This window comes from Pantoea sp. C1E2, from assembly GCF_056491465.1.
The window spans coordinates 1,623,770-1,648,605 of the sequence record NZ_JBSZHT010000002.1; the positions used below are offsets into that span (position 1 = coordinate 1,623,770).

The 24,836-nt window shown below is 57.7% G+C and carries 20 protein-coding genes; 13 read left to right on the top strand and 7 right to left on the bottom strand.

Annotated features, from left to right (window positions below):
- The first annotated feature begins 89 nt into the window (after positions 1–89).
- From argH to ACXI0A_RS07910, 7 genes are read left to right on the top strand one after another with little or no spacing between them, the layout of a single operon-like run.
- Positions 90–1,517, top strand: a complete 1,428-nt coding sequence (gene argH, locus ACXI0A_RS07880) for an argininosuccinate lyase (RefSeq protein ID WP_476149507.1) — start codon at positions 90–92, stop codon at positions 1,515–1,517.
- 10 nt (positions 1,518–1,527) lie between these two features.
- On the top strand, positions 1,528–2,406 hold the full coding sequence (locus ACXI0A_RS07885) for an amino acid ABC transporter permease (protein WP_160832550.1): 879 nt from the start codon (positions 1,528–1,530) through the stop codon (positions 2,404–2,406).
- Positions 2,407–2,419: 13 nt separating this feature from the next.
- Positions 2,420–3,184, top strand: coding sequence for an ATP-binding cassette domain-containing protein (locus ACXI0A_RS07890; protein WP_476149505.1), 765 nt, complete (start codon positions 2,420–2,422; stop codon positions 3,182–3,184).
- Between the two features lie 19 nt (positions 3,185–3,203).
- Positions 3,204–4,025 (top strand): transporter substrate-binding domain-containing protein, encoded by an 822-nt coding sequence (locus tag ACXI0A_RS07895; RefSeq protein WP_476149503.1) that lies wholly within the window; start codon positions 3,204–3,206, stop codon positions 4,023–4,025.
- Between the two features lie 12 nt (positions 4,026–4,037).
- Entirely contained in the window at positions 4,038–4,883 is an 846-nt protein-coding gene (locus ACXI0A_RS07900) for a polysaccharide deacetylase family protein (protein WP_476149501.1), read from the top strand.
- Positions 4,876–5,763 carry a polysaccharide deacetylase family protein gene (locus ACXI0A_RS07905; RefSeq protein WP_476149500.1) on the top strand — a complete coding sequence of 296 codons (888 nt, stop codon included), beginning with the start codon at positions 4,876–4,878 and terminating at the stop codon, positions 5,761–5,763. Before ACXI0A_RS07900 ends, ACXI0A_RS07905 begins: the two co-directional genes overlap by 8 nt.
- Positions 5,747–7,108, top strand: coding sequence for an MmgE/PrpD family protein (locus tag ACXI0A_RS07910; protein WP_476149499.1), 1,362 nt, complete (start codon positions 5,747–5,749; stop codon positions 7,106–7,108). Before ACXI0A_RS07905 ends, ACXI0A_RS07910 begins: the two co-directional genes overlap by 17 nt.
- Positions 7,109–8,009: 901 nt before the next feature.
- Here the strand turns inward: ACXI0A_RS07910 and ACXI0A_RS07915 are convergent.
- A complete protein-coding gene (locus ACXI0A_RS07915) occupies positions 8,010–9,095 on the bottom strand; it encodes an iron-containing alcohol dehydrogenase (protein ID WP_476149498.1) in 1,086 nt (361 codons plus the stop codon).
- Complete coding sequence (gene speB, locus ACXI0A_RS07920; protein WP_234472960.1) at positions 9,092–10,051, bottom strand: agmatinase; 960 nt, start codon at positions 10,049–10,051, stop codon at positions 9,092–9,094. Before speB ends, ACXI0A_RS07915 begins: the two co-directional genes overlap by 4 nt.
- Before the next feature lie 124 nt (positions 10,052–10,175).
- On the opposite strand from speB, the gene ACXI0A_RS07925 reads away from it, so the two are divergent.
- The 3 genes from ACXI0A_RS07925 (at position 10,176) to ybiB (ending at position 14,344) form a co-directional block, all read left to right on the top strand.
- On the top strand, positions 10,176–11,072 hold the full coding sequence (locus ACXI0A_RS07925; RefSeq protein ID WP_476149497.1) for a LysR substrate-binding domain-containing protein: 897 nt from the start codon (positions 10,176–10,178) through the stop codon (positions 11,070–11,072).
- A gap of 54 nt (positions 11,073–11,126) precedes the next feature.
- Entirely contained in the window at positions 11,127–13,304 is a 2,178-nt protein-coding gene (gene dinG / locus ACXI0A_RS07930) for an ATP-dependent DNA helicase DinG (RefSeq protein ID WP_476151124.1), read from the top strand.
- A gap of 71 nt (positions 13,305–13,375) precedes the next feature.
- Positions 13,376–14,344 (top strand): DNA-binding protein YbiB, encoded by a 969-nt coding sequence (gene ybiB / locus ACXI0A_RS07935; RefSeq protein ID WP_476149496.1) that lies wholly within the window; start codon positions 13,376–13,378, stop codon positions 14,342–14,344.
- 301 nt (positions 14,345–14,645) lie between these two features.
- Here ybiB and ACXI0A_RS07940 read toward each other — a convergent pair whose 3' ends face one another.
- The 3 genes from ACXI0A_RS07940 to hutH all read right to left on the bottom strand — a co-directional run bounded on the left by ACXI0A_RS07940 (position 14,646) and on the right by hutH (position 19,417).
- The gene (locus tag ACXI0A_RS07940; protein ID WP_476149494.1) at positions 14,646–15,803 is read right to left on the bottom strand and encodes an amidohydrolase; all 1,158 of its coding nucleotides are present in this window, start codon (positions 15,801–15,803) and stop codon (positions 14,646–14,648) included.
- Between the two features lie 364 nt (positions 15,804–16,167).
- A complete protein-coding gene (gene hutU, locus ACXI0A_RS07945; RefSeq protein ID WP_476151122.1) occupies positions 16,168–17,853 on the bottom strand; it encodes a urocanate hydratase in 1,686 nt (561 codons plus the stop codon).
- A gap of 10 nt (positions 17,854–17,863) precedes the next feature.
- Positions 17,864–19,417, bottom strand: coding sequence for a histidine ammonia-lyase (hutH, locus tag ACXI0A_RS07950; RefSeq protein ID WP_224929766.1), 1,554 nt, complete (start codon positions 19,415–19,417; stop codon positions 17,864–17,866).
- Positions 19,418–19,736: 319 nt separating this feature from the next.
- Here hutH and hutC point away from each other — a divergent pair, with 319 nt between their 5' ends.
- Positions 19,737–20,492, top strand: a complete 756-nt coding sequence (gene hutC / locus ACXI0A_RS07955; protein ID WP_084936049.1) for a histidine utilization repressor — start codon at positions 19,737–19,739, stop codon at positions 20,490–20,492.
- Here hutC and ACXI0A_RS07960 read toward each other — a convergent pair.
- Together ACXI0A_RS07960 and ACXI0A_RS07965 are read right to left on the bottom strand one after the other, a co-directional pair.
- A complete protein-coding gene (locus ACXI0A_RS07960) occupies positions 20,476–21,015 on the bottom strand; it encodes a HutD family protein (RefSeq protein WP_476149492.1) in 540 nt (179 codons plus the stop codon). The genes hutC and ACXI0A_RS07960 overlap by 17 nt on opposite strands.
- Positions 21,012–22,367, bottom strand: a complete 1,356-nt coding sequence (locus ACXI0A_RS07965; protein WP_476149491.1) for a formimidoylglutamate deiminase — start codon at positions 22,365–22,367, stop codon at positions 21,012–21,014. The genes ACXI0A_RS07960 and ACXI0A_RS07965 overlap by 4 nt, the downstream gene beginning before the upstream one ends.
- 85 nt (positions 22,368–22,452) lie before the next feature.
- Here ACXI0A_RS07965 and hutI point away from each other — a divergent pair, with 85 nt between their 5' ends.
- Together hutI and hutG are read left to right on the top strand one after the other, a co-directional pair.
- A complete protein-coding gene (hutI, locus tag ACXI0A_RS07970; RefSeq protein ID WP_476149489.1) occupies positions 22,453–23,670 on the top strand; it encodes an imidazolonepropionase in 1,218 nt (405 codons plus the stop codon).
- A complete protein-coding gene (gene hutG, locus ACXI0A_RS07975) occupies positions 23,667–24,458 on the top strand; it encodes an N-formylglutamate deformylase (RefSeq protein WP_476149487.1) in 792 nt (263 codons plus the stop codon). Before hutI ends, hutG begins: the two co-directional genes overlap by 4 nt.
- Positions 24,459–24,836 lie beyond the last annotated feature (378 nt).

Below are 24,836 nucleotides of genomic sequence, written 5' to 3' on the forward strand. Positions count from 1 at the left end.
GTGCGAGCGTGAAATAAGTTTTTATTATCACCTCTGGTTTCTTCATATCTTTTTCATATCGCTGACGAGTATCTGTAAGGGGAAATAGCATGTCTGATAATGCCGAACTGTTATGGGGTGCGCGCTTTAAAGCGGCACCGGCGGCCAGTTTAACCGCGCTGTCGCGCAGCCCGGATTATTACTTTGCCCTGGCACCTTACGATTTAGCGGGATGCCGGGCCCATGCCCGTGAGCTGGCTCGCGGCGATCTGCTGAGCAGCGAAGAACTCAATACTATGCTGGCAGCGATTGATGCGCTGGATGCTGATTATCGTGCAGGCAATCTGCACCCGATTGCTGCTGATGAAGATGTTCATACCTTCATTGAACGCGCACTGACTGAACGCTTAGGGCCACTGGGCGGCAAACTGCGTGCAGGCCGTTCGCGTAACGATCAGACCGTCAACGATTTGCGCCTCTACCTGCGTGATAACGGCCGCAAAGTGGTTAGTGCGTTACTGGCACTGCAGCAATCTTTGGTTGAGCAAGCCGCACAGCACACCGAAAGCGTGGCGCCAGGCTTTACCCATTTACAGCAGGCACAGCCGATTGTGTTTGGTCATCAACTGCTGGCCCATGCGCAATCTTTTGCCCGCGATATCGAGCGCATGCAGGATTGGGATCGCCGCAGTGCGCGCTGCCCGCTCGGTGCCGCAGCGATGGCCGGATCGGCGATTGCGCGCCAGCCGGAAAAAGCCGCTGAAGATCTGGCTTACCTCGCACCGTGCGAAAACTCGATTGATGCGGTGGCCAGCCGCGATTACGCCGCAGAATTCCTGTTCGTCACCAGCATGATAGGTATCAACCTGTCACGCCTGTGCGAAGAAGTGTGCATGTGGGCTTCGCGCCAGTTCCGCTGGGTGGAATTGCATGACAGCTATGCCACCGGCAGCTCAATCATGCCGCAGAAGAAAAATCCGGACATCGCCGAACTGACGCGCGGTCGTTCAGGTCGTCTGGTCGGCAACCTGATGGCGTTGCTCACCACCATGAAAGCCATGCCGCTCTCCTACAACCGCGATCTCAGCGATGACAAACGTAACGTGATTGATGCTGTGGACACGCTGCTGCTGGTGCTGCCTGCCATGGCCGGCATGATGTCGACGCTGAAATTCAACACCGACGTCATGCGCGAACAGGCACCGGACGGTTTCACCCTGGCCACCGAAGTCGCCGACTGGCTGGCGATGCGCGGCGTGCCGTTCCGTGAAGCCCATGAAATCACCGGCCAGCTGGTGCAGCTGTGCGAGCGTGAAGATTGCGGCCTGTCCGACCTGAGCGATGCGCAGTTGCAGGCTGTCGATGCACGCTTAACGCCAGAAGTGCGCAGTGCCCTGACGCTGGAAGCGGCACTGGCGGCACGTAGCGGCTATGGCGGCACCGCCCCGGCACGCGTGCGCGAACAGCTCGCGCGTTTGCAAATCCTGATGCAGGACCAGCAGCGCTGGACTGAAGATTACGCTGGCCCGCGCGCCTGAGGAGACATCTATGTCCCAATCCACCCCGGTTGAACCCAGCTTGAAAAATAGCCGCGAGCAGATGCATTACGATCTGGATCGCTATCAGGTGGTGCCACGCCGCTATTACGGCCGCATCACGGCTTCAGCGGTGATCCTGGTGCTGCTGGCATTGCTGGTCAACGCCTTCGCCCACGGCAACATTGAATGGTCGTTTGTCGGCCAGTTCTTTACTGCCCAGGCAATCCTTAACGGCGTGGTGAACACGTTGATTATGTCGGTATTGGCGATGGGGCTCGGCATCCTGTTCGGCGTGATCACCGCGATTATGTATATGTCACCCAATCCGGTGCTGCACTACATCGCCGTAGGTTACGCCTGGATCTTCCGTGGCACGCCGCTGATTCTGCAACTGCTGCTGTGGTTCAACCTCGCGCTGGTGTTTCCCACCATCAGTATTCCCGGCGTGTTCAGCGTGCAAACCGTCACCATCATGACGCCGTTCCTCGCGGCACTGCTGGGTCTGAGCATCAATCAGGGGGCTTACACCTCCGAAGTGGTGCGCGCCGGTTTGCTGTCCGTGGATACCGGTCAGTACGAAGCGGCGAAGGCGATTGGCATGCCGCGTCTGCAAGCGCTGCAGCGCATCATTTTGCCGCAGGCGATGCGCGTGATTTTGCCGCCGGTGGGTAACGAATTCATCAGCATGATCAAAACCACCAGTCTGGCCAGCATGATCCAGTACTCCGAACTGCTCTACAACACGCAAACCATCTACTTCGCCAATGCGCGCGTGATGGAACTGCTGTTCGTGGCGGGCATCTGGTACCTGATCATCGTCACCGTGCTGTCGTTTGGTCAAAGTCGCCTTGAGCGCTTCTTCTCACGCGGCCACCGCCAGCGTCAGTAATTGGGAGAGAGAGATGAGAAACATCGTGCGCGCCGTCAATGTGAACAAATATTTCGACCAGTTTCATGCGCTGAAGGATGTCAGCCTCGAAGTGAATTACGGCGAGGTGATGTGCATCCTCGGGCCATCCGGCTCCGGTAAAAGTACCTTCCTGCGCTGCATTAACCAGCTGGAGAAGATCGATCAGGGTGGCATTTGGGTCGACAACGAATTAGCGGGCTATCGCATTGCGGGCAACAAATTGCATGCGCTGAGCGATAAGCAAATTGCTCGCCAGCGTCTGCAAACCGGCATGGTGTTCCAGCGCTTTAACTTGTTCCCACATAAAACTGCGCTGGAGAACATTATCGAAGGGCCGTGTCGTGTCCTGCTGCGTCCGAAGCGTGAAGCGGCGGAAGAGGCGATGGCGCTGCTGGATCGCGTCGGCCTGGCGCACAAAGCGCACGACTATCCGCAGTCACTGTCCGGCGGGCAGCAGCAGCGTGTGGCGATTGCCCGCGCGCTGGCGATGAAACCGAAACTGATGCTGTTTGACGAACCGACTTCGGCACTGGATCCGGAGATGGTCGGTGAAGTGCTGGCGGTGATGCGCCAGTTGGCAAAAGAGGGCACCACCATGCTGGTGGTCACTCACGAAATGGGCTTTGCCCGTGAGGTGGCGAACCAGGTGGTGTTTATGGACGAGGGACGCATTATCGAGCAGGGCGCACCAGAAGACATTCTGCTGAACCCGCAAAACCCACGGATGAAAAACTTTATTAACGCGATTCTTCTTTAACGTGACCGGGGTGAAAAACATGAAAAAACTGTTATTGAGTGCCATCAGTGCCGCGCTGTTACTGCAATCCTCTGCCTGGGCGGATATCGCCGTACCAGCGGCTATTAAAGAAAAAGGCCTGACCGTGGCGATCATGCCGAACTATCCGCCAATGGATTTTAAAGATCCGGCCACTAACCAGCTCACCGGTGTGGATTACGATCTCGGCCAGGCGATTGCGGCCAAGCTGGGCGTGAAGATCAATTGGCAGGAAATCGCCTTTGAGCAGATGGTTAACGCGGTGGTGACCAAACGCGTCGATCTGGTGATGTCCGGCATGACCGACACCAAAGAGCGCCAGAAGGTGGTTAACTTTATCGATTACTTCAAAACCGGTCCGCAGTTCTACACCCAGGCCGCGCGCAGCGACATCAACAGTGCGATGGATCTGTGCGGTAAGAAAGTCGGCACCAGCCGTCGTACCACCTTCCCGGTAGAGATTGCCAACTGGTCTAAAGCGCACTGCGAAGCCGCCGGTAAGCCAGCCATCATCGTCGTTGGCGCCGAAGGTACAGCCGATGCACGCACTCAGCTGCGTCAGAACCGTCTGGATGGCGTAGTGCAGGGGAGCGAAACGCTGCCGTACATCATGGATCTTGAGAAAGGTAAATATAAGCCGCTCGATAAAGCGTTCTCCTTCCAGTACACCGGCATGGCGATTGGTAAAGATGCAGGCGAGCTGACTACAGCGGTGCAGGCGGCGATTGACGCGATGATTGCTGATGGCAGCTACCAGAAGATTCTCGCGAAATGGGGCCTGGCTGACAATGGCGTGACCCAGGCGACCGTTAACCAGGGCTAAAGGAGCATAGCGATGCAACAACCGGGCGCAGTGCGCTGGCCGCAGGGTAAACGCGGCTGTATGGCGCTGGCGTTTGACCTTGATGGTCCCACCGGCGATGCCATGTTGAATGGCAGCCTGTGGTCAACGCCAGAATATTTCACCTTTGGTGCGTATGGGCCGTACCGTGCGCTCGGGCGATTGCTCGACCTGCTGCGCGCTTTCCAGATCCCCGCAACGTTTTTTGTGCCGGCGTGGGTGGTGGAACAGTGGCCGCAGCAGTGTCAGGCGATTATCGAACAGGGCCACGAAGTGGCCTATCACGGCTATCGTCACGAATCTTTCTGGGCGATTCCGCCGGATGAACAGCGTGCCGTAATGGCGAAATCCGCTGAAATCTTTAAACAGTATTTGGGCATCACCGCCTGCGGTTTCCGCACGCCGTCAGGTGACTGGCATGCCGAGACGCCACAAATTCTGCGTGATGCTGGGGTGATTTATTCCAGCAGCATGCGCGGCGACGATCGTCCCTACAGTATTCCGGTGGCCGGTCACACGCCGCTGGTGGAGATCCCCGGCAAGTGGGAGATGGATGATTACGCCTCGCTGGCTTACACGCGCCAGCCTGACTTCCCGAAAGGCGGCGACCGCATCGCCAGCTATGCGCACACGCGGGATAACTGGCAGCGCGAATTCGACGGCGCGATGGATGAAGGCCTGTGCCTGACCACGCTGTTCCACCCGAAAATTTCCGGCCAGCCGGGCCGCATCCTGTTGCTGGAGCAATTGTTTGAACATATGACGGCGCGTGATGATGTGTGGTTTGCGCGCTGTGATGCGGTGGCGCAGTGGTATCTGCAGGAGCAGCAACATGACTGAATCTTCTCGCTGGCCGCTGGGCTTCCAGTCGGCCGCCGTTTTGACCATCGATTTCAACGATATCCACGGCATTTTGACCCAGGCACCTGCCGTCGCCGGGCGCGATAAAACCCTGTCTGTATGGCGCTATGGCACCCTGCGCGGCGTGGATCGCTTACTGGCGTTACTGGCAGAGAAACAGTTAAAAGCCAGCTGGTGCTTACCGGCGATTGTGGCGCAAGAGCAGCGGGAACTGATTAAACGCATCGTGGCCGACGGCCATGAAATCGCCTGTAGCGGCGAGCGTCATGAAGACTTTTCGGCCCTGTCGCTGGAGCAGCAGATCGCCAGCGTGACGCGCGGCTGTGAACAGCTGGCGCAGTTTACCGGCAAACCGATTCAGGGTTTCCGCACCCCAGCAGGGCAGTGGAAACCGGGTCTGGCGGACGCACTGGTGGAGCAGGGTATTCGCTGGTCATCCAGCTGGCGCGGCGACGATCTGCCGTACTTCCATCCCGGCACGCGGCTGGTGGAACTGCCGATGCATTACACCCTGGAAGATGAGCCCTATTTTGCCTTTAACCTGAGTCCGGCCATTCCGCCAGGACAGTCGCGGATTGCGCCTTATGCCGAAACGCTGGCGAACATGACGCAGGATTTCCACGGCTTCCATCGCTTTGGCCTGTGTTATCTGCTGCGCCTGCATCCGGAGATCATCGGCACCGCCGGGCGTATCGGCTTGCTGCGTGAACTGATCGACACGCTGCAACAGCACAACGTGTGGATCGCCACGGCTGAGCAGGTGGCGGCGTATTGGCAAACGCAGCCGGACAACGATTTTTCCCATCCGGCGGAACTGTTTACTCGCATTACGGGAGGGGCGCATGGCCTCGACGCTTGATCAACTGGCGGCATTTATCGCCGACACAGGTTTTGAAAAGCTGCCTGACGCGCTGGTCGAACAGGCAAAACGCCATCTGCTGGATACGCTTGGGGCTTCACTGGCGGGTAGCGACAGCCCAATCTGGCGCGAGTGTCTGACGCTGGTGCTGGCAGAAGGTGGACGTGAACAGGCGCAAGTGTGGGGCAGCACACAGCAGGTCAATCCGCGTCAGGCGGCATGGCTGAATGGCGTGGCCGCACACATGTATGAGTTGGATGATACCGGTGGCTGCGATCACTCTGGCGCGGTGGTCATTCCCGCCATTCTGGCGGCACTGCCTTTGGCGACACAGCCGGTTGACGGCCAGGCGCTGCTGGTGGCAATGGTGATCGGTTATGAGGTCGGACGCCGGGTGCTGGAAGCCTGCGGCGGCTACTCTGCCCACAACGGTGCAGGCTGGCACTCCACTGCCAGCTGTGGCGTGTTTGGCGCGACAGCCGCGGTGTGTTCACTGCTGCATCTGGATCGCGCCCAGTGCGCCTCAGCATTGGGCATCGCCGCCAGCTTTAGTGGCGGTTTATGGAGCTTCATTCACGACGGCTCACACACCAAGAAGCTGCATGCGGCGCGTGCGGCTGAAGGTGGCGTGCAGGCAGCCTTGTTGGCGCAGCGCGGCATCAACGGACCTTCGGCGGTGTTTGAAGCGAAGTGGGGTGGATTCCTGCAAACCCTGGCGCCAGAAACACAGCAACCCGCTGCGTTGACTGCCGATCTCGGTACGGTGTGGAAACTGGCGCGCTGTTCGATCAAGCCGTATGCCGCTTGTCGTGGGACGCATTCGGCGATTGATGCACTGAGTTTACTGCTGAAAGAACACCCGGTGCGTGTCGAGCAGATTGAACGTATCGTGGTAGGGCTGAATCCGTTCCTGCTGGCGATGTGCGGCGGACGTGAGTTGCAGAGCCTGGCAAGTGCGCAAATGAGCCTGCCGTATGGGCTGGCGGCGCGTGCGCTGTACGGTTCCGCCGAGCTGGCCAGTTACGATGATGCCAAACGTCTGCATCCTCAGGTTGAAGCCTTTATGGCGCGGATTGAGCTGTTGATTGATGAGCAGCAGGGCCGTGACGACGAGCCGTGGGTGCGGATTGAAACTCAACAGGGCGAGCAGTGGCAGCAGCATGTGCCGGTGCCGTCAGGTGCGCCCGCGAATCCGCTGAGCCTTGAAGCGCTGCTGGCTAAATACCGTAGCTTAGCGGGGCGCGTGTTGCCCGTTGAGCAGGTTGAACAGCTGGAAGCGATCTGCATGGAGCTGGATGACGTCGCGGATGTGCAGGAATTAGTAGCGTTGTTAGCTCGTGCATGAGGTTTAGGTGTGATTTTTTGCACCTAAATCAATTGCAATACCTTGTATGTGCGGATGAATTTTTGTACCCGCAACTTTATTTTCAAGGGCTGCTGTTATTCGCAGGTGATAACGCAGGCTGGGGGCGCTTTGGCGCTGGCGTCCTCGCGCCGCTGACGCGGTACCCTCACTTCGTTCGTCTGCCTTACGGAACGGCGGGGGATGGCACATCCCTGTGCCGCCCCGCCTTCCGCCCGCGTCCAGCGGGCTATCCTGGCAGACTCACTCTGCTCGGCGCTGCGGATTGCCTGCGCCAAATCGCCCCCAGCCTGCTCATTAACCATTGTGCTTGCTGTTAAATGCAGCCTGGTTTTAGTCCATAGCGGGCATGTTGATCCAGATCTTACAGCCGGCTGATCAGCTGAAGTGAATGCTGTTGAAAAGGGCACAATATTTGAGGCCGTAGCACCTCTGATGCTGCAAGGGCTATGCGCATCGTCGAGGCTTTCACGTTGGGCCGGGTGATCCACACAGGGATGACCCAAATTTTACAGTCTGCTGATGAGCTGAAGTGAATGCTGTTGAAAAGGGCACAATATTTGAGGCCGTAGCACCTCTGATGCTGCAAGGGCTATCCGCAGCGCTGAGGCTTTTACGTTGGGCCAGGAGATCCACGCAGGGATGCGTGGATCAGTTCGGGGCCGACCAGGGATGGTCGATCCCCGAACTGATCCGTAGGCACGACGTGGAAGCCGAGGGCACCGCGTCAGCGGCGCGAGGACTGCCCGGCAGCAGCAGTGGTGTTACGGCCCGCACCCAGCACAGGACTCAGCCCCCAGCCCCCGAACTAAACACACCTACACTTTTCGTTCTCACTCCGCATAAGTACTCGTCTCATCCTGCTCAAGCACTTAGCTCAGATTTAAACCCGATCAGCCAACCCTTCAATCCGCTGCATTGCCGCCAGCAGACGGGCTTCGGTCACGGCAACAGACATATTTTCCATATCCGGCGCGTGCACGGATTCACGAACAATCAGCGCCAGCTCGGCATCATCCAACTCGGCAATCTCACGCAGCGTCAATGGCACACCGCAGTCACGTGCCAGACGCATCTCATCCAGCACCTCTTCATCGCTACGATCTTCCAGCGCCAGCAGGCACAGATTACCGAAGCCCACCAACAGGCCATGACCAAACTCACGCGTCTTATCGCAGAAGGTAAAACCTTCATAAATCGCATGTGAAGCTGCTGCGTGGGCACCGTTGCTCATCAGCGAAGTTAAGCCCGCCCAGGTAAAGATCGCATCCAGCACCTGATCCAAAGAGGCGCTGCTCTCACCGCGCAACACCGCTGCATAGGCCGCCGGGCCATGTTCCGCGATCACGTCATAACAAATCTGGCTATGCGCCAGCGATGACAACGCATTGCCTTCGCGCGCCGGATGGCGGACGCTCACCGCGCGGAACTCATACCATTTCGCCAGGGTATCGCCCAGACCAGCCGCCAGCCAGCGTGCAGGGGCTTTCGCCAACAGCTCACTGTCGATGATCACTGCCGCGGGTGCCTGTGGCAGCGGGAAAATATCGAAGAAATTACCGTTATCGTCGTAGCGAATGGTCAATGGTGTCACTGCCGAACAGGTAGCGGCAATGGTCGGGATGGTGATAAACGGCAAGCCCAACTGCGCGCCCACGGCTTTCACGGTATCCAGCGATTTACCGCCGCCGACACCGATAATCATGTCTGCTTGCAGTTCGGTAGCGATCGCCGCCAGACGGTTAATCTGATTGATTGACGTCTCACCGCCAAACCACTCCTGCGCCAGCAGCGTCACGTTGGCAGCCAGCAGCTGGGCGCGCACCTGCGCCTCCACTGACTGCAGCGCCTGATGGCCGCCGATCAGCAGGGCGCGTTTGCCCAGCCCGGCGCAAATCTCGCCCAGTTGATTGATCACACCCGCGCCGCGCAGCACACGCGCCGGAAACACCAAATTTTGTTGTGTCATGCTTTCTTCTCTGTGTATCGGACGCCGGGCAAAACGCACAGCATCTCATAAAGGATATTGGCCGCCAGCTGGGAGGTCATGCCGCTGATATCGTACGGCGGTGACACTTCGACCAGATCGCCACCGACCAGATTGAGTCCGCGGCAGCCGCGCACAATCTCCAGCCCCTGCATCGAGGTCAGCCCGCCCACTTCTGGCGTGCCGGTGCCGGGCGCCCATGCAGGATCGAAACTGTCGATGTCATAGCTGAGATACACCGGGCCGTCACCGATGCGCGCACGCACCTCAGCCATCAGTGGGGCCATGGAGCGATACCAGCACTGTTCGGCAGGCACCAGATGGAAGCCTTGATCGACACCCCACTGAAAATCATCGGCGGCGTAGCCTTGAGCACGCTGGCCAATCTGCACCACGCGCTGACAGTCAAGCAGACCTTCTTCCACCGCACGGCGGAACGTGGTGCCGTGGGCAATCTTCTCGCCAAACATCTCATCGTTGGTATCGGTATGCGCGTCAATGTGGATCAAGCCCATCGGCCCGTGCTTCTTCGCCAGCGCGCGCAAAATCGGCAGTGTCAGCGTGTGATCGCCGCCGAGGGTTAAGGGGATAATCGGCCAATTATTCAACTCGGTATAATAGTTTTCGATGATGTCGACCGACTTCAGCAGACTGTAGGTATTGATGGGCACATCGCCGAGATCGCCGACGCGCAACGATTCAAAAGGGGCCGCGCCGGTCGCCATGTTGTACGGGCGAATCATCACCGAATCGGCGCGAATGGCACGTGGGCCGTAACGCGTGCCGCTGCGCTGCGACGTGCCGATATCCAGTGGAATGCCAACGAAAGCGACATCAAGATCGGCAGGCGATTCGGCAGCGGGCAAACGCATCATGGTGCCACGGCCGGCGAAACGGGGCATCTCGTTGCCGCCTTGCGGCTGAGGAAAATCGGTCATCACGAACTCCTTCGGCTGGGTGAAGCTCATCATGGCCTGTGGGAGTCGCGGGAAAAATCCTTGACAGCAAATAATCACTTCATAGATTGGTTAACTTTAGTCAGCAATCACTGAAGGAAATGCGGTGCAAACACTTCCCAATCTCAAACTGCTGCAGGTGTTTGCCAGCGTGGTGGAAAATCAGGGCTACTCGCGTGCACAACAGTCGCTCAATATGACCACGCCCGCCATCAGCGCCTATATGAGCGAGCTGGAAACGCAGCTGGGATTTATCCTGTGCCAGCGCGGACGTGGCGGCTTTACCCTCACCACCAAAGGCGAGCAGTTTCATCGTTACAGCCAGGAAATGCTGGCTACGCTGGCGGGGTGGCAGGAGCAGGTCGAGACGCTAAAAAGCGCGCAGGGTGGCACCTTTTCGTTGGGCGTAGTGGATGCCACAGTCACCGACAGCACGCTGGATCTGCCGGCGGCAATTGCGCGCTTTAACCAGCGTTTTCCGGCGGTGTTTTTCAATCTCAGCGTGCGCGATCCCAATGAGTTGCAGCAGCAGTTACTGGAAGATCGTCTCGATCTGGCGATTGGTCACTTTCCGCTGCGTGCCAGTAATCTGGTGACCATCCCGCTGTATGAAGAGCAGCACTGGCTGTATTGCAGCCCGCAGCATCCGCTGGCGCAGGGCGATCCGGATGTGCGCACTGTGCAGCAAACCGGCATGGTGACGCGACGTTACTGGAATCAGCAGGAGTTGAATAAGCGCGGTTTTCGCCAGAGCAACGCCTCGGTGGAGAGTATTGAAGCGCAATTGACGCTGATCCTCTCCGGGCGATTTATCGGCTATTTGCCGGAACACTATGCACATAGCGGGGAACAGCAGGGCACGCTATGCCGCTTGCTGCCACAGCATTTCCACTTTCGCGCACCGTTTTCGTTTGCCTTCCGCCGCGGGCGGTCACGCGAAACGCTGATCCGCGCGATGCGTGAAATTCTGAATCCAGCGCGAAAAAATAGCAGTGAAAGCTGACGCTGCGCCGATACTGTGTAAAAATACAGGCCAATTCAGCAAACAGTAATGAACATGGCCCTGACAGCAGCGATAAAAAGCCAGATTGCGCAATGGTATAAGGCGCTGCAGCAGCAGGTTCCTGACTTCATCCCGCGCGCGCCACAGCGTCAAATGATCGCTGAAGTGGCGAAAAGCCTGGCCGGTGACGAAGGTCGCCATCTGGCGATTGAAGCCCCCACCGGCGTGGGCAAAACCTTGTCTTATTTGATTCCTGGTATTGCGGTAAGCCGTGCCGAGGAGAAACGATTAGTGATCAGCACCGCCAACGTGGCGCTGCAGGATCAAATCTTCAGCAAAGACCTGCCGCTGCTGAAAAAAATCATCCCCGATCTCACCTTCACTGCCGCATTTGGTCGTGGCCGCTATGTCTGCCCGCGCAATCTCGCGGCACTGGCGGCGACGGAAGATCAGCAAGGCGATTTGCTGCTGTATCTTGATGAAGAAGCGGTGACTGGCTCGAAAGAAGAGCAGAAGTTCTGCGCCAAATTAGAGAAACAGCTCAGCCGCTATCAATGGGATGGCCTGCGCGATCACTCCGATGTCTCGATTGATGACAGCCTGTGGCAGCGCCTTTCCACCGACAAAGCCAACTGCCTGGGGCACCACTGCCGCTGGTATCGTGAGTGCCCGTTCTTTGTCGCGCGTCGTGAAATTGAACAGGCAGATGTGGTGGTGGCGAACCATGCGCTGGTGATGGCGGCGATGGAGAATGAATCCGTCTTACCGCCGCCTAAACATCTGATGCTGGTGCTGGACGAGGGCCATCATCTACCTGAAGTGGCGCGTGACGCGCTGGAGATGAGCGCGGAAATCACCCCCGGCTGGAGCAGCTTACAGCTCGATCTGTTTGTACGGCTGGTGGAAACCATCATGGCGCAGTTCCGCCCCAAATCGCCGCCACCGCTGACTAATCCTGAACGGTTGAAAGGCCACTGCGATGAGATGCGTGAGCTGCTGCAAATTCTGTGCGATGCGCTCAACCCGCTATTACCCGCGCACAACCAGCCCGGCGAGTTTCGTTTTGTGCTGGGTGAGTTGCCGGAAGAACTGATGACGATGTGCGCGCGGCTGTTCAAGCTGAGTGATGCACTGCGCGGGTTGAGCGAAGGGTTACTCAATGAGTTGGGTGAGCAAACCGGAAAAGCCGACATCATGCGTCTGCATCGGGCGATCATTCAGCTCAATCGCCAGTTCGGCTGGTTCGAATCAATCAGTAAACTATGGCGGTTGGCGGCGATTGAAAAAGCCTCAAACGCGCCGGTATCGAAATGGATTACCCGTGAAATTCGCGACGGCCAGGCGCATCTGCTGTTCCACTGCGCCGGGATTCGCGTCAGCGATCAGCTGGAGAAACTGCTGTGGCGCAAGATTCCGCATGTGGTAGTGACCTCGGCGACCTTGCGTTCACTCAACAGTTTTCATCGCTTGCAGGAGATGTCTGGCCTGAGTGAGAAAGCGGGCGATCGATTTGTGGCGCTGGACTCGCCGTTTAATCATGTCGATCAGGGCAAGCTGGTGATCCCGCAAATGCGCTATGAACCGTTAATGGCCAATGAAGCGGAGCACATCGCCGAAATGGCAGGCTTCTTCCTGCAGCAAATGGCGGAAGAGAAGCATAAAGGCGTGTTGGTGCTGTTTGCCAGCGGACGTGCGATGCAGCAGTTTGTCAGCCATGTCACCGCATTACGTTTATCAATGCTGGTGCAGGGCGATCAGCCCCGTTCGCGTTTAGTGGAGTTGCATCGCCAGCGAGTCGAAGCGGGGCAAACCAGTATTCTGGTCGGGCTGCAGTCTTTTGCTGAAGGGCTGGATTTAAAGGGCGATCTGCTAACGCAGGTGCATATCCATAAAATTGCTTTTCCCCCGGTGGACAGTCCGGTAATTTTGACCGAAGGGGAGTGGCTGAAGAGCCTCAAACGCTACCCGTTCGAAGTGCAGAGTTTACCGAGCGCCTCGTTTACGCTGATTCAGCAGGTTGGGCGTCTGATTCGTAGCCATCACTGCACGGGCGAAATCGTGATCTATGACCGGCGTTTGCTGAACAAAGCTTACGGCAGTCGCCTGTTGGCCGCCTTGCCGGTGTTTCCGATTGAACAACCGGCGGTGCCTGAAGCCAGCATAAAACCAGCGGTAAAAGTAGCGGTTAAAGCTGCAGTTAAACCAGCGAAGCGTAAAAGTAAGAAATCGTAGATGTGCCAGGCGCACATCAATGACCTTTTGGCAGCCGGGTATCGGCGCGCCCTGGAAGCGGGAATGCCCTGATGGAACTGAATAAAATAATCAAAGAGATTGGGCGCGGAAAGAACCACGCGCGCGATATCGATTTCGACACCGCCGTTGCACTTTACAGCGCCATGCTGGCGGATGAAGTGCCTGAACTGGAGCTGGGTGGTGTGCTGATCGCCTTGCGTATTAAAGGTGAAGGCGAAGAGGAGATGCGTGGCTTTTACCACGCGATGCAGCGGCAGATGATGCAGTTGCAGCCGCCCGCCAATCGCCCGATGCCGATTGTGATTCCCAGCTACAACGGCGCACGTCGTCAGGGCAATCTCACCCCGCTGCTGGCCTTACTGTTAAGCAAACTCGGTTTTCCAGTATTGCTGCACGGTGTGAGTGACGACCCAACGCGCATTACCACCGAAGCGGTACTGGCAGCGCTGGATATTGCGCCGGTCACCACAGCGCAGCAGGCACAAGTGAAGCTGGACAGTGGCGAACTGGCTTTTATCACCATCGATCACCTGTGTGCACCGATGGCAAAACAGCTGTCGCTGCGCTGGCGCATGGGCGTGCGTAACAGCGCGCATACACTGGCTAAGCTGGCGACGCCGTTTGCCGAACGCGCCGCGTTGCGCCTGGCGAGTGTTTCCCATCCGGAATATGTGCCGCGCGTCGGCAAGTTCTTCCAGGATATTGATGCGCCCGCCATCCTGCTGAACGGTACTGAAGGTGAGGTGTATGCCAATCCGCAACGCTGCCCGGCGATTAACTATATTGCGGGCGCGGGCGAAGAGGCTGAAGTGTGGATTGAGCGCCAGCCGGAAATCATTGTGGAATTGCCAGAAAGTAAAAATGCGCAGGATACCGCTGACTGGATCAAACAGGTGCTGAAGGGCGAACGTGCGGTGCCGCAGGCGCTGCGTTTGCAGTTGGCGTGCTGCTTAGTGGCAACCGGGGAATCAGCGACGCTGGATGAGGCGGAGACGCGATTGCAGCAGGCTGGGATCTGACGGATAGAACAATACCCGCAGCCTTGGGTTGCGGGTCAAATACACAGCCGAGAGATGATTTAAAATCAATCGTGCAGTCGTGCATAGAGCGCTTTGAAGCGGTATGCGAGTGTTAAGGGCTTTGATGCGGTTCGCGTGGCGGGCACCTACCCGATTTCCCCTCAGTATGAGTAGCGCCGTAGAGTTTACCGCTGCTTGCTACAGTGCCGCTTGAGATTCCTGGTTCTGGGAAATCCGGCCGTCAGGCTGCAACCAACTTGCAATTTCGCATGAGACTCCTGAGTTCCGGGAATTCTGCCAGTCAGGCTTTGACCAGCACGCTCTCCACCAGGTGTTGCCAGAAACTGATACCAATCGGCAGCAACTCATCATTGAAATCATAATGCGCGTTGTGCAGTGGGGCAGAAGGTGTTGTGCCATCGGCACCGAGCCAGAAGTAAGCACCAGGGCAGGATTCCAGCATACAGGCGAAATCTTCTGATGCCATAGAAGGGTTAACCTGCCAGTGCACCTGCGATTCGCCTAACACGCGCTGGGCAACCTCACGCACTTGTTCCGCTGGACCGGCATGGTTAGCCGTGACGGGATAACCCGGATACCAGTGAATCTCGCCGCTGACGCCAAACGGGCGCGGCAGGGTAGTGACAAAATCTTCAATCAGACTGCGCACGCGGTCACGTACGTCAGTCTGCAAACATCGCACCGTACCACGCAGCACAATCTGCTCGGGAATCACATTGATCGCTTCACCACCGTGGATCTGCGTCACGCTCACCACCGCTGACGCCAGCGGCGACAAACGGCGTGACGGGATGGTTTGCAGCGCCATGATCAGCTCTGCTGCCACCACCATCGGATCGGCACCGCTTTCTGGCATCGCGGCATGACAGCTTTTGCCGTTGAGGGTGATCTCAAACGAATCGAGCGAGGCCATCATCGCACCCGGATTGACTGCCAGCGAACCCACCGGCAAACCCGGCCAGTTGTGCATGGCGTACACCGCATCCATCGGGAAGCGCGTGAATAAACCCTCTTCCACCATCTTGCGCGCACCGCCGAGGTTCTCTTCAGCCGGCTGGAACAGGAAGTGCACCGTACCTTTGAAGTTGCGCGTGGCGGCCAGTTGGCAGGCCGCCGCGAGAAGAATCGCGGTATGTCCATCGTGACCGCAGGCGTGCATCACGCCGGGACGGGTAGATTTCCACTCCGGCGCGCCTTTTTCGGTAATTGGTAACGCATCCATATCGGCACGTAAACCAATGACCGGGCCCGGACCGTTTTCCAGTGTGCCAATCACGCCTGTGCCTGCTAGCCCACGGAACACCTGTAACCCTGCTTCAGAAAGTACGTTCGCAACCAGTTCACTGGTTTGCTGCTCTTGGTAACCGAGTTCAGGATGTTGGTGTAACTGACGACGCCAGTTCAGGGCGTTTTCCAGCAGGACGGCAGGCAGGCTCATAAGGTAAGGCTCTCCATCAGCAGCAATGGCTGCGATTTCTCTGACACGTAACGTGATGTCTCCACTGTAGTGGTAAGCGCAGGGCGGCGTCTATCGTGGAAAGGAATAATTTGGCTATAGGGTATAGCGGAATGGAATATACCCGGCAGCATGCGGGATTGAAGGATTGAAGGATTGAAGGATTGAAGGATTGAAGGATTGAAGGATTGAAGGGTATCCACGCGTTTTATCCGGCAATCTAAGGTTGTCAGTCGGAGGTATTGCACGAAAAATTGCGTAGCGAATAGCGCGGCAGTTTGGCGGCTGAGCTAAGACGAAATGAAAAAGTCGCCCGGTGAAGGGCGACTTCAGTTATCTCGACAGTTTACTTCTGCATTGGCAGGTTCAAGCCATGTTCTTTCGCGCAGCTCTGCGCCAGTTCATAGCCCGCATCCGCGTGACGCATCACACCGGTCGCCGGATCGTTCCACAGCACACGGCCAAGGCGCGCGTCGGCTTCGGCGGTGCCGTCGCAGACAATCACCACGCCGGAGTGCTGCGAGAAGCCCATCCCGACGCCGCCGCCGTGATGCAGGCTTACCCAGGTCGCGCCGCCTGCGGTGTTCAGCAAGGCGTTCAGCAGCGGCCAGTCGGAGACGGCATCCGAACCGTCTTTCATCGCTTCAGTTTCGCGGTTTGGTGACGCTACAGAACCGCAGTCCAGGTGGTCACGGCCGATGACGATAGGCGCTTTCAGCTCACCGTTACGCACCATTTCATTGAACGCGAGTGCGGCTTTATGACGCTCGCCGAGGCCCAACCAGCAGATACGCGCCGGCAAGCCCTGGAAGGCGATACGCTCCTGCGCCATATCGAGCCAGCGATGCAGGTTCTTATGATCCGGGAAAAGTTCTTTCAGCTTGGCATCGGTTTTGTAGATATCTTCCGGATCGCCTGACAGCGCCACCCAGCGGAACGGACCTTTGCCTTCGCAGAACAGCGGACGAATGTAGGCCGGCACAAAGCCAGGGAAATCAAAGGCGTTTTTCACCCCTTCATCCAGCGCCACCTGACGGATGTTGTTGCCGTAATCCACGGTTGGCACACCCATGTGGTGGAAATCGAGCATCGCCTGCACATGCACTGCCATCGACGCGCGAGCCGCTTTCTCGACAGCTTTCGGATTGCTGACGCGCTCGGACTGCCAGCGCTCAACGTCCCAGCCCACCGGCAGATAACCATTGATCGGATCGTGAGCGGAAGTCTGATCGGTAACGATATCCGGCTTCATCCCGCCAGCTTTGGCGCGTTTCACTAGCTCTGGCACGATCTCGGCGGCGTTGCCGAGTAAGCCAACGGAGATCGCCTGTTTGGCTTTGGTGGCCTTATCAATCAGATCCAGCGCTTCGTCTAAGGTGTAAGCTTTATGGTCGACATATCGGGTACGCAGACGGAAATCGATGCGGGATTCCTGGCACTCAATGGCTAACACGCTGGCACCGGCCAGTACGCCAGCCAGCGGTTGTGCGCCGCCCATGCCACCCAGGCCCGCTGTCAGTATCCAGCGGCCGCTCAGATCGCTGTCATAATGCTGACGACCAGCTTCGGCGAAGGTTTCAAAGGTGCCCTGCACGATGCCTTGCGCACCGATGTAAATCCAGGATCCGGCAGTCATCTGGCCATACATCATCAGACCAGCTTTATCTAACTCGTGGAAATGATCCCAGTTGGCCCAGTGCGGCACCAGGTTGGAGTTCGCCAGCAACACACGCGGTGCATCGGCGTGGGTACGGAACACGCCCACTGGTTTGCCCGACTGGATTAACAGGGTTTCTTCAGGCTGCAACGCACGCAGTGAACGCAGAATCTGCTCAAAGCACTCCCAGTTACGTGCGGCTTTACCGATGCCGCCATATACCACCAGATCTTCCGGTCGCTCGGCCACATCAGGATCGAGGTTGTTCTGGATCATGCGGTAAGCCGCTTCAATCAACCAGTTCGCACAATGCAGTTCATTACCGCGCGGCGCACGGATTTCACGGGCAACAGCCTGAGACAAAGTTTCGCTCATCATCAATTCCTTAAAGGGAAGGTGAACGCTGGCTTGGCAGCAGCGCAGTAAGGGATTCAGGCCAGGCGTGACTGCTGGCCCACAGACGCATGGATTCGATATCCGGCGCCATTAAACGGTCTTGATCGAGGAAGGCGACTTTCTCGCGGATGCGGCTCATCTCTTGTTCCAGCGCGGTCGAGCTTTGCAGCGGACGATGGAAGTCGATGCCTTGCGCCGCAGCCATAGCTTCAATGCCCACTACGGCAGCGGTGTTGAAGCACATATCTCCGAGGCGACGCGCGGCGTAGGTGGCCATTGAGACATGATCTTCCTGGTTCGCAGAGGTCGGCAGGCTATCCACGCTACCCGGATGCGCCAGCGATTTGTTTTCAGAGGCCAGTGCGGCAGCCGTGACCTGGGCAATCATAAAGCCGGAGTTGACTCCGCCATCACGCACCAGGAATGGCGGCAGGCCAGAGAGGCCGGTATCCAGCAACAGCGCCATACGGCGCTCGGAAATGGCGCCGATTTCGGCAATCGCCAATGCGATGATATCGGCGGCAAACGCCACAGGCTCGGCGTGGAAGTTACCGCCCGAAATCACATCACCGCTCTCACTGAACACCAGCGGGTTATCAGAGGCCGCGTTGGCTTCGATTTGCAGTACGCGTGCCGCATGGCTGAGGTTGTCTAAACACGCGCCCATCACCTGAGGAACGCAGCGAATCGAGTAGGGATCCTGCACGCGACCGCAGTTGGTATGTGAGCTGAGGATTTCACTGCCTTCCAGTAAGGAAGAAACGGCAGCGGCCACCGCGATTTGCCCGTGCTGACCGCGTGCCTGATGGATACGTGCATCGAAAGGTTTTACCGAGCCTTTGATCGCTTCCAGTGACAGTGCGCCCGCCATCAAGCCTGCGGCAAACAGGTTTTCGGCTTCAAACAGGCCGCGCAGTGCCAGCGCGTTAGAGACCTGGGTGCCATTCAGCAGTGCCAAACCTTCTTTCGGTCCCAGTACAATTGGCTGCAGACCGACGCGTGCCAGGCCTTCAGTGGCAGGAATCAATTCTCCGTCAACGCGCACTTGGCCTTCGCCCAGCAACATCAGTGACAGATGGGCCAGCGGGGCTAAATCGCCGGAGGCGCCAACCGACCCTTTTTCCGGGATGCACGGCATCACACCGGCATTAAACAGCGCTAGCAGGGCTTCGATTAACTGGATACGCACGCCGGAGTGACCGCGTGCCAGGCTGATAATTTTGGTGGCGACCACTAAACGTGCGACGTTATCCGGCAGTAAATTGCCCAAACCCACGCTGTGCGACAGCACCAGATTGCGCTGCAACTCTGCCAGACGCTCAGAAGGAATCTGTGTCTGGGCCAGTTTGCCGAAGCCGGTGTTAATGCCGTACACCACTTTGCCTGAAGCCACGATGGCATCGACGGTTTCATTCGCGCGATCGATGGCCGCACGAGCGTCATCCGCTAACGTGAGCGTTACCTTGCTTTGATAAATCGCCCGCAAGGTCGCGAGGTCCACTTCACCGGGAACGAGGCGAATTTCCTGAACCGAACCTGACATAGTCTACTCCTGTCTATACAAGTGATCGGGTGCGACCTGCAAGCCTTAGGTTTGCGATGTGGCATGGGGTAGCACCATTGAATGAGCTGAGTGAAGCATAAGTGTCTAATCTTGTCTATACAAGTAGCAAGGGCTGTGCCAGATTGATTGGATTCTGTGAAATGCGCCGCAATGCGGGAAGTGTCATCCAGCCGCAGCCGCATTGCACCGAAACAGGGAGAACGCTGCACTGTTAACGCGCGGTCTGCACAATTGGATGTATATACATTTACGGGCTGAGACAGTAAACTTTGGGCATTACTCGAAAAAGGAACAGGACATGGCGGAGCAAACGGCAGTAGCCCAGCTGGCTGCGGCAATGGGTGATGAACCCGCGCCGATTTATCAACGCGTGAAACAGGCCATCGTCAGCCAGATCCGTGAAGGCCACTGGAAAGCCAACCAGCGCGTGCCGTCCGAAAGTGAACTGGTGAATGAGCTGGGCGTGAGTCGCATGACCATCAACCGCGCGCTGCGTGAACTCACCAGTGAAGGGTTCCTGGTGCGTATGCAAGGCGTCGGCACCTTCGTCGCGGAGATGAAGGGCTATACCGCGATGCTCGAAGTACATAACATCGCCGATGAAATTGCCCAACGTGGTCATCGCCACAGCTGCAAAATTTTATCGATTGGGCAGATGAAGGCCGATCCGGAGCAGGCCGCTGTGTTGGGCTTATCCACCGGGCAGACGCTGTATCATTCGTTGATTGTGCATTACGAAAACGATATGCCGGTGCAACTGGAAGATCGTCTGGTCAACCCGCTGGTGGCGCCCGATTACCTCAGTCAGGATTATCATCAACTGACGCCCTACACCTATTTGATGCGCGTGGCGCCGTTGACCGCCGGTGAGCATATTGTGGAAGCGGTACTGCCCGATCTGCGCCAGCGTAAACATCTGGCGCTGGATGAGCACGAACCCTGCTTGTTGATTCGTCGTCAGACATGGAGCGACAACAAGATAGTGACTTACGCGCGCCTGCTTTATCCAGGCTCGCGCTATAAGTTATTGGGGCGTTTCAGAGGACACGGTTAAGCGCCACAAACAGCAGGCTGGCATCCGAGGTTCGCGGTGCCAGCTGCGTCTCTTCATCCAGCCACCACATTCCCTGATTAACCGCAATGCGTTCGCCGTCTGCACTCTGCCATTCGCCGGATAATACCCACGCGACACCGTGTTCGCTGGTAGCGGCGTCTTGTACGACGTCCACCTGAGCCTGCCAACTGTCGCGGCGTGTCATGATGTTGAAATCCTGACAGCTGCCGCTAATCTGTGCCTCAATCGACCATTCCCCCGGAAACGCCCATGGCTGATGCGGCAACAACCTGTGCTCAACACTCTCGCTGCGCAGCACCACGCTATCGCCATTCAGCAGCGTAATCACACGATCGATACCGGGGAACGGCGAAAAAGGTCCGTCGGCATCGATGGTGGCAATACTGGCGCGCCAGCCAAACTGCGCTTCACCGGACGGAAAACTCATGATTTCACGCGTTTCACCGCCGCCGTTGCGCCAGCGGCTGACCGGCAGCTGGCTGTAGTCAAAATGCGTTCTCATTGCAGTGCACTCATGGCCTGGGCGAAGCGTGCGGCTGCGGCTTCTTCGGCAGGATGATGGCCTTCACTGATTACCTGATTACCGGCGACAAACACATCGCGGATCTGTCTTTGCGTGCCACCAAACAACCAGCGATTAAGTAAGGAAGCGGAACTCACGCTGCTCAGGAAGGCATCGTTTTCCAGCACCAGCCAGTCGGCACGTTTTCCCACGGCCAGTTCACCGGTGTTGATCGCGCACGCCTGCGCACCGCCTTGTGCCGCCTGCTGCCACAGCAGATCGCCCACAGAAGGCTGGTGGGGCAGGGTGATTCGGTTGCGACGACGATCGCGCAGGCGCTGACCGTACTCCAGCCAGCGCAACTCTTCCTGCGCGCTGAGCGACACGTGGCTGTCCGAGCCAATGCCCCAGCGTCCACCTTGTGCAATATATTCCACCGCCGGGAAGATGCCGTCGCCAAGATTGGCTTCGGTGGTCGGACAGAGTCCGGCAATCGCACCGCTGGCCGCCATGCGCTGAATTTCACTGTCGTCCAGATGGGTGGCATGAATCAGGCACCAGCGCTGATCCACCTCGAATCGATTATACAGCCAGGAAACTGGCCGCTCGCCGCTCCACGCCAGGCTGTCATTAACCTCTTTTTCCTGCTCGGCTACATGAATATGCACCGGCACATCAGCAGCGCCGGCGGCCAGCACTTCACGCATCTGGGCTTCACTCACCGCGCGCAGCGAGTGGAAACAGATGCCATGATTAAGCAGCGGCTTATTGGCGCTCCATTGCGCTGCACGTTGCTGTTGCTGCAGATAAGCCTCCGTTTGCTGGATAAAACGGCGCTGGCCGTCGCTGGCCGGTTGCGATCCAAATCCGCTGTAGCTGTAGAGCACCGGCAGCAGCGTCTGACCGATACCGGCCGTCTCGGCGGAGGCAATCAGGTTGAGCAGCATCGCGTCATCGGCATAGGGTTTGCCCTGCGCATCGTGGTGTAAGTAGTGGAATTCCGCCACCTGGCTGTAGCCGCCCTTCAGCATATCGATATAGAGATGGGTGGCGATATCGCCGACCTGCTCAGGCGACAGGCGCTGCACCATGCGGTACATCAAATCGCGCCAGGTCCAGAAGCTGTCCTGCGGATCGCCCGCCACTTCAGCCAGCCCAGCCATGGCGCGCTGGAAGGCGTGCGAATGCAGGTTAGCGATAGCAGGGATCACCGGGCCAGCAAGGCGAGTGGCGCTGCCTGGCGTGCAATTGGGAGTGAGTTCTGCGATCTGTCCGGATGCGTCAGTGGTAATCAATACGTCTTCATGCCAGCCGTCGGCCAGCAGCGCGCGTGGGGCAAAAAAAACGGCCATGGTTGATCCTTAAGGGCGGAAAGTTGTATATACATATACATACTTTGAGACGCACTGTAAATCGTCAGACGTGAAGGGGAGTGGGATGGCAGAAGCGAAGCAGATCGACAGCCTGTGGCTGGGGGCCGATATCGTCACGATGCGAGACGGGCACTATAACCTGATTGCCGACGGCGCACTGGCGGTGGATAACGGCGAGCTGATTTGGGTAGGACCGCGCAGTGAACTACCGGATTTTGCCCCGCGTACGCAGCAGCAATTTGACGGCGGCATCATCACGCCGGGTCTGGTGGATTGCCATACGCATCTGGTGTTTGGCGGAGATCGCAGCCAGGAGTTCGAGCAGCGTCTGAACGGCGTCAGCTATGCCGAGATCGCGGCGCAGGGCGGCGGTATTCTCTCCACGGTGCGTGCTACGCGCGCGGCATCACAGCAGGAGTTGGTGGCAAGTGCGCGCTGGCGTCTGGATCGATTGCTGGCAGAAGGTGTCACCACGGTAGAGATTAAATCGGGTTATGGCCTCAATGAAACCAGCGAGCTGACCATGCTGCGCGCCATACGCGAATTGGCGGAAACGGTGCCCGCCGATGTGCTCTCCACCTGTCTGGCCGCACACGGCTTCCCGCCCGAGTTTAAAGAAAATCCACAAGGCTGGATCGATATCATCTGCAATCGCTTGTTACCGCAGGTGAAGGCGAAAGGGCTGGCGGATGCCGTCGACGCCTTCTGCGAACATCTGGCCTTTTCCCCTGAGCAGGTTAGGGCGGTGTTTGATCAAGCCAAAGCGTTGGGGATGCCGGTCAAGCTGCACGCCGAGCAGCTTTCTGCACTGGGCGGTGCCACGCTGGCGGCCGAATACGGCGCCTTGTCAGCCGATCATCTTGAATACGCCACCGAAGCCGATGCGCAAGCGATGGCACAGCACGGCACCGTCGCAGTGTTGCTGCCGGGCGCGTTCTATCTGCTGCGAGAAACACAACGCCCGCCAGTGGATCTGTTCCGCAAACACGGCGTGCCAATGGCGCTGGCCAGCGATGCGAATCCGGGGACTTCACCGGCGCTGTCGCTGCGTCTGATGTTGAATATGGGCTGCACGCTGTTTGGCATGACGCCGGAAGAGGCGCTGGCAGGCGTGACCTTATGGGGCGCTAAAGCGTTGGGATTACAGCACTCGCACGGTTCGCTCGAGGCCGGCAAGGTGGCAAACTTTGTGCACTGGCCGCTGGCGCGTCCGGCAGAACTGGTTTACTGGTTGGGCGGCGAACTGCCGTGCCAGGTTATCTATCGTGGAGAAGCGCAATGACACCTTTTCATTTCACCGCCGGTAAGCTGCCGCTGCTGGTCAGCATCCCGCATGCGGGTACCCAATTAACGCCTGAAGTGGATGCTGGATTGAGCGACGCGGCCCGCGGCTTGCCGGATACCGACTGGCACATTCCGCTGCTGTACGATTTTGTGCGCGATTTAGGGGCCAGCGTGTTGATTGGCCACTACTCACGTTTTGTCATCGACCTTAACCGTCCGCCGGATAACCAGCCGCTGTACACCACCGCCACCACCGGACTCTATCCTGAAACGCTGTTTGACGGCACGCCAACCTTCGCTGAGGGTAAAACTCCCAGCGCTGCTGCGCGGCAGGGTTATCTCGATGATATCTGGCAGCCGTATCACCAGCAGATCCAGCTAGAGCTGGCGCGACTGAAAGCTGAACACGGTTATGCGCTGCTGTTTGACGCTCATTCGATTGCTTCGGTAATTCCGCGCTTGTTCGATGGCCAGTTACCGGATATCAACATTGGCACCAACAGCGGTGAAAGCTGCTCGGAGGCGGTGATCGAAGCGATTAAAGAGGTTTGTGCCGCACAAAGCGATTACAGCTGGGTGGTTAACGGCCGTTTCAAAGGCGGTTATATCACGCGTGCTTACGGCCAGCCGCAGCAGGGCGTACAGGCTGTGCAGCTGGAACTGGCACAGGTAAATTACATGGATGAAACGCCGCCGTTTGCCTGGCAGCAGGATCGTGCCGCACAGCTGCAGAAAGTGTTAAAACCGATGATGCAGGCGTTTTTACAGGCTGGAAAGCCGCGCTAATCATTCGAGTCGCCATGCCCATCGAGGCAAATTTTTTACCAGGCAGCGACCTTTGAAAGTTGGCTGCCTTTTTTATTGGTATCAAGTCGGGGGCTTGGGTAACGCACCAGACTCATCTCGCTTCCATCTCAAACCCTGCAATCCCCATAACAGTGCATTAGCGCCCCAGGAATGTGCACCACTACTTCCGTGCCGTGACCATTCCCTGATTCCAGCGCCTCTGCCGAATTGGCACACCGCTTGCTAGGTTGTATGTACAAGTAAAGACCACGTGGTAATTATCACTTTTTATTCTGGCTGGCTCACAAAAAGCTTATGCCGACAATGATCTGCCGCAAGCTAACTTGTATATACATGAAATGTCATCTGCGCTGTATC

Coding starts and splice junctions, on each gene's coding strand:
- argH (WP_476149507.1), top strand. CDS start 90: ATGTCTGATAATGCCGAACTGTTATGGGGTGCGCGCTTTAAAGCGGCA.
- ACXI0A_RS07885 (WP_160832550.1), top strand. CDS start 1,528: ATGTCCCAATCCACCCCGGTTGAACCCAGCTTGAAAAATAGCCGCGAG.
- ACXI0A_RS07890 (WP_476149505.1), top strand. CDS start 2,420: ATGAGAAACATCGTGCGCGCCGTCAATGTGAACAAATATTTCGACCAG.
- ACXI0A_RS07895 (WP_476149503.1), top strand. CDS start 3,204: ATGAAAAAACTGTTATTGAGTGCCATCAGTGCCGCGCTGTTACTGCAA.
- ACXI0A_RS07900 (WP_476149501.1), top strand. CDS start 4,038: ATGCAACAACCGGGCGCAGTGCGCTGGCCGCAGGGTAAACGCGGCTGT.
- ACXI0A_RS07905 (WP_476149500.1), top strand. CDS start 4,876: ATGACTGAATCTTCTCGCTGGCCGCTGGGCTTCCAGTCGGCCGCCGTT.
- ACXI0A_RS07910 (WP_476149499.1), top strand. CDS start 5,747: ATGGCCTCGACGCTTGATCAACTGGCGGCATTTATCGCCGACACAGGT.
- ACXI0A_RS07915 (WP_476149498.1), bottom strand. CDS start 9,095: ATGACACAACAAAATTTGGTGTTTCCGGCGCGTGTGCTGCGCGGCGCG.
- speB (WP_234472960.1), bottom strand. CDS start 10,051: ATGACCGATTTTCCTCAGCCGCAAGGCGGCAACGAGATGCCCCGTTTC.
- dinG (WP_476151124.1), top strand. CDS start 11,127: ATGGCCCTGACAGCAGCGATAAAAAGCCAGATTGCGCAATGGTATAAG.
- ybiB (WP_476149496.1), top strand. CDS start 13,376: ATGGAACTGAATAAAATAATCAAAGAGATTGGGCGCGGAAAGAACCAC.
- ACXI0A_RS07940 (WP_476149494.1), bottom strand. CDS start 15,803: ATGAGCCTGCCTGCCGTCCTGCTGGAAAACGCCCTGAACTGGCGTCGT.
- hutU (WP_476151122.1), bottom strand. CDS start 17,853: ATGAGCGAAACTTTGTCTCAGGCTGTTGCCCGTGAAATCCGTGCGCCG.
- hutH (WP_224929766.1), bottom strand. CDS start 19,417: ATGTCAGGTTCGGTTCAGGAAATTCGCCTCGTTCCCGGTGAAGTGGAC.
- hutC (WP_084936049.1), top strand. CDS start 19,737: ATGGCGGAGCAAACGGCAGTAGCCCAGCTGGCTGCGGCAATGGGTGAT.
- ACXI0A_RS07960 (WP_476149492.1), bottom strand. CDS start 21,015: ATGAGAACGCATTTTGACTACAGCCAGCTGCCGGTCAGCCGCTGGCGC.
- ACXI0A_RS07965 (WP_476149491.1), bottom strand. CDS start 22,367: ATGGCCGTTTTTTTTGCCCCACGCGCGCTGCTGGCCGACGGCTGGCAT.
- hutI (WP_476149489.1), top strand. CDS start 22,453: ATGGCAGAAGCGAAGCAGATCGACAGCCTGTGGCTGGGGGCCGATATC.
- hutG (WP_476149487.1), top strand. CDS start 23,667: ATGACACCTTTTCATTTCACCGCCGGTAAGCTGCCGCTGCTGGTCAGC.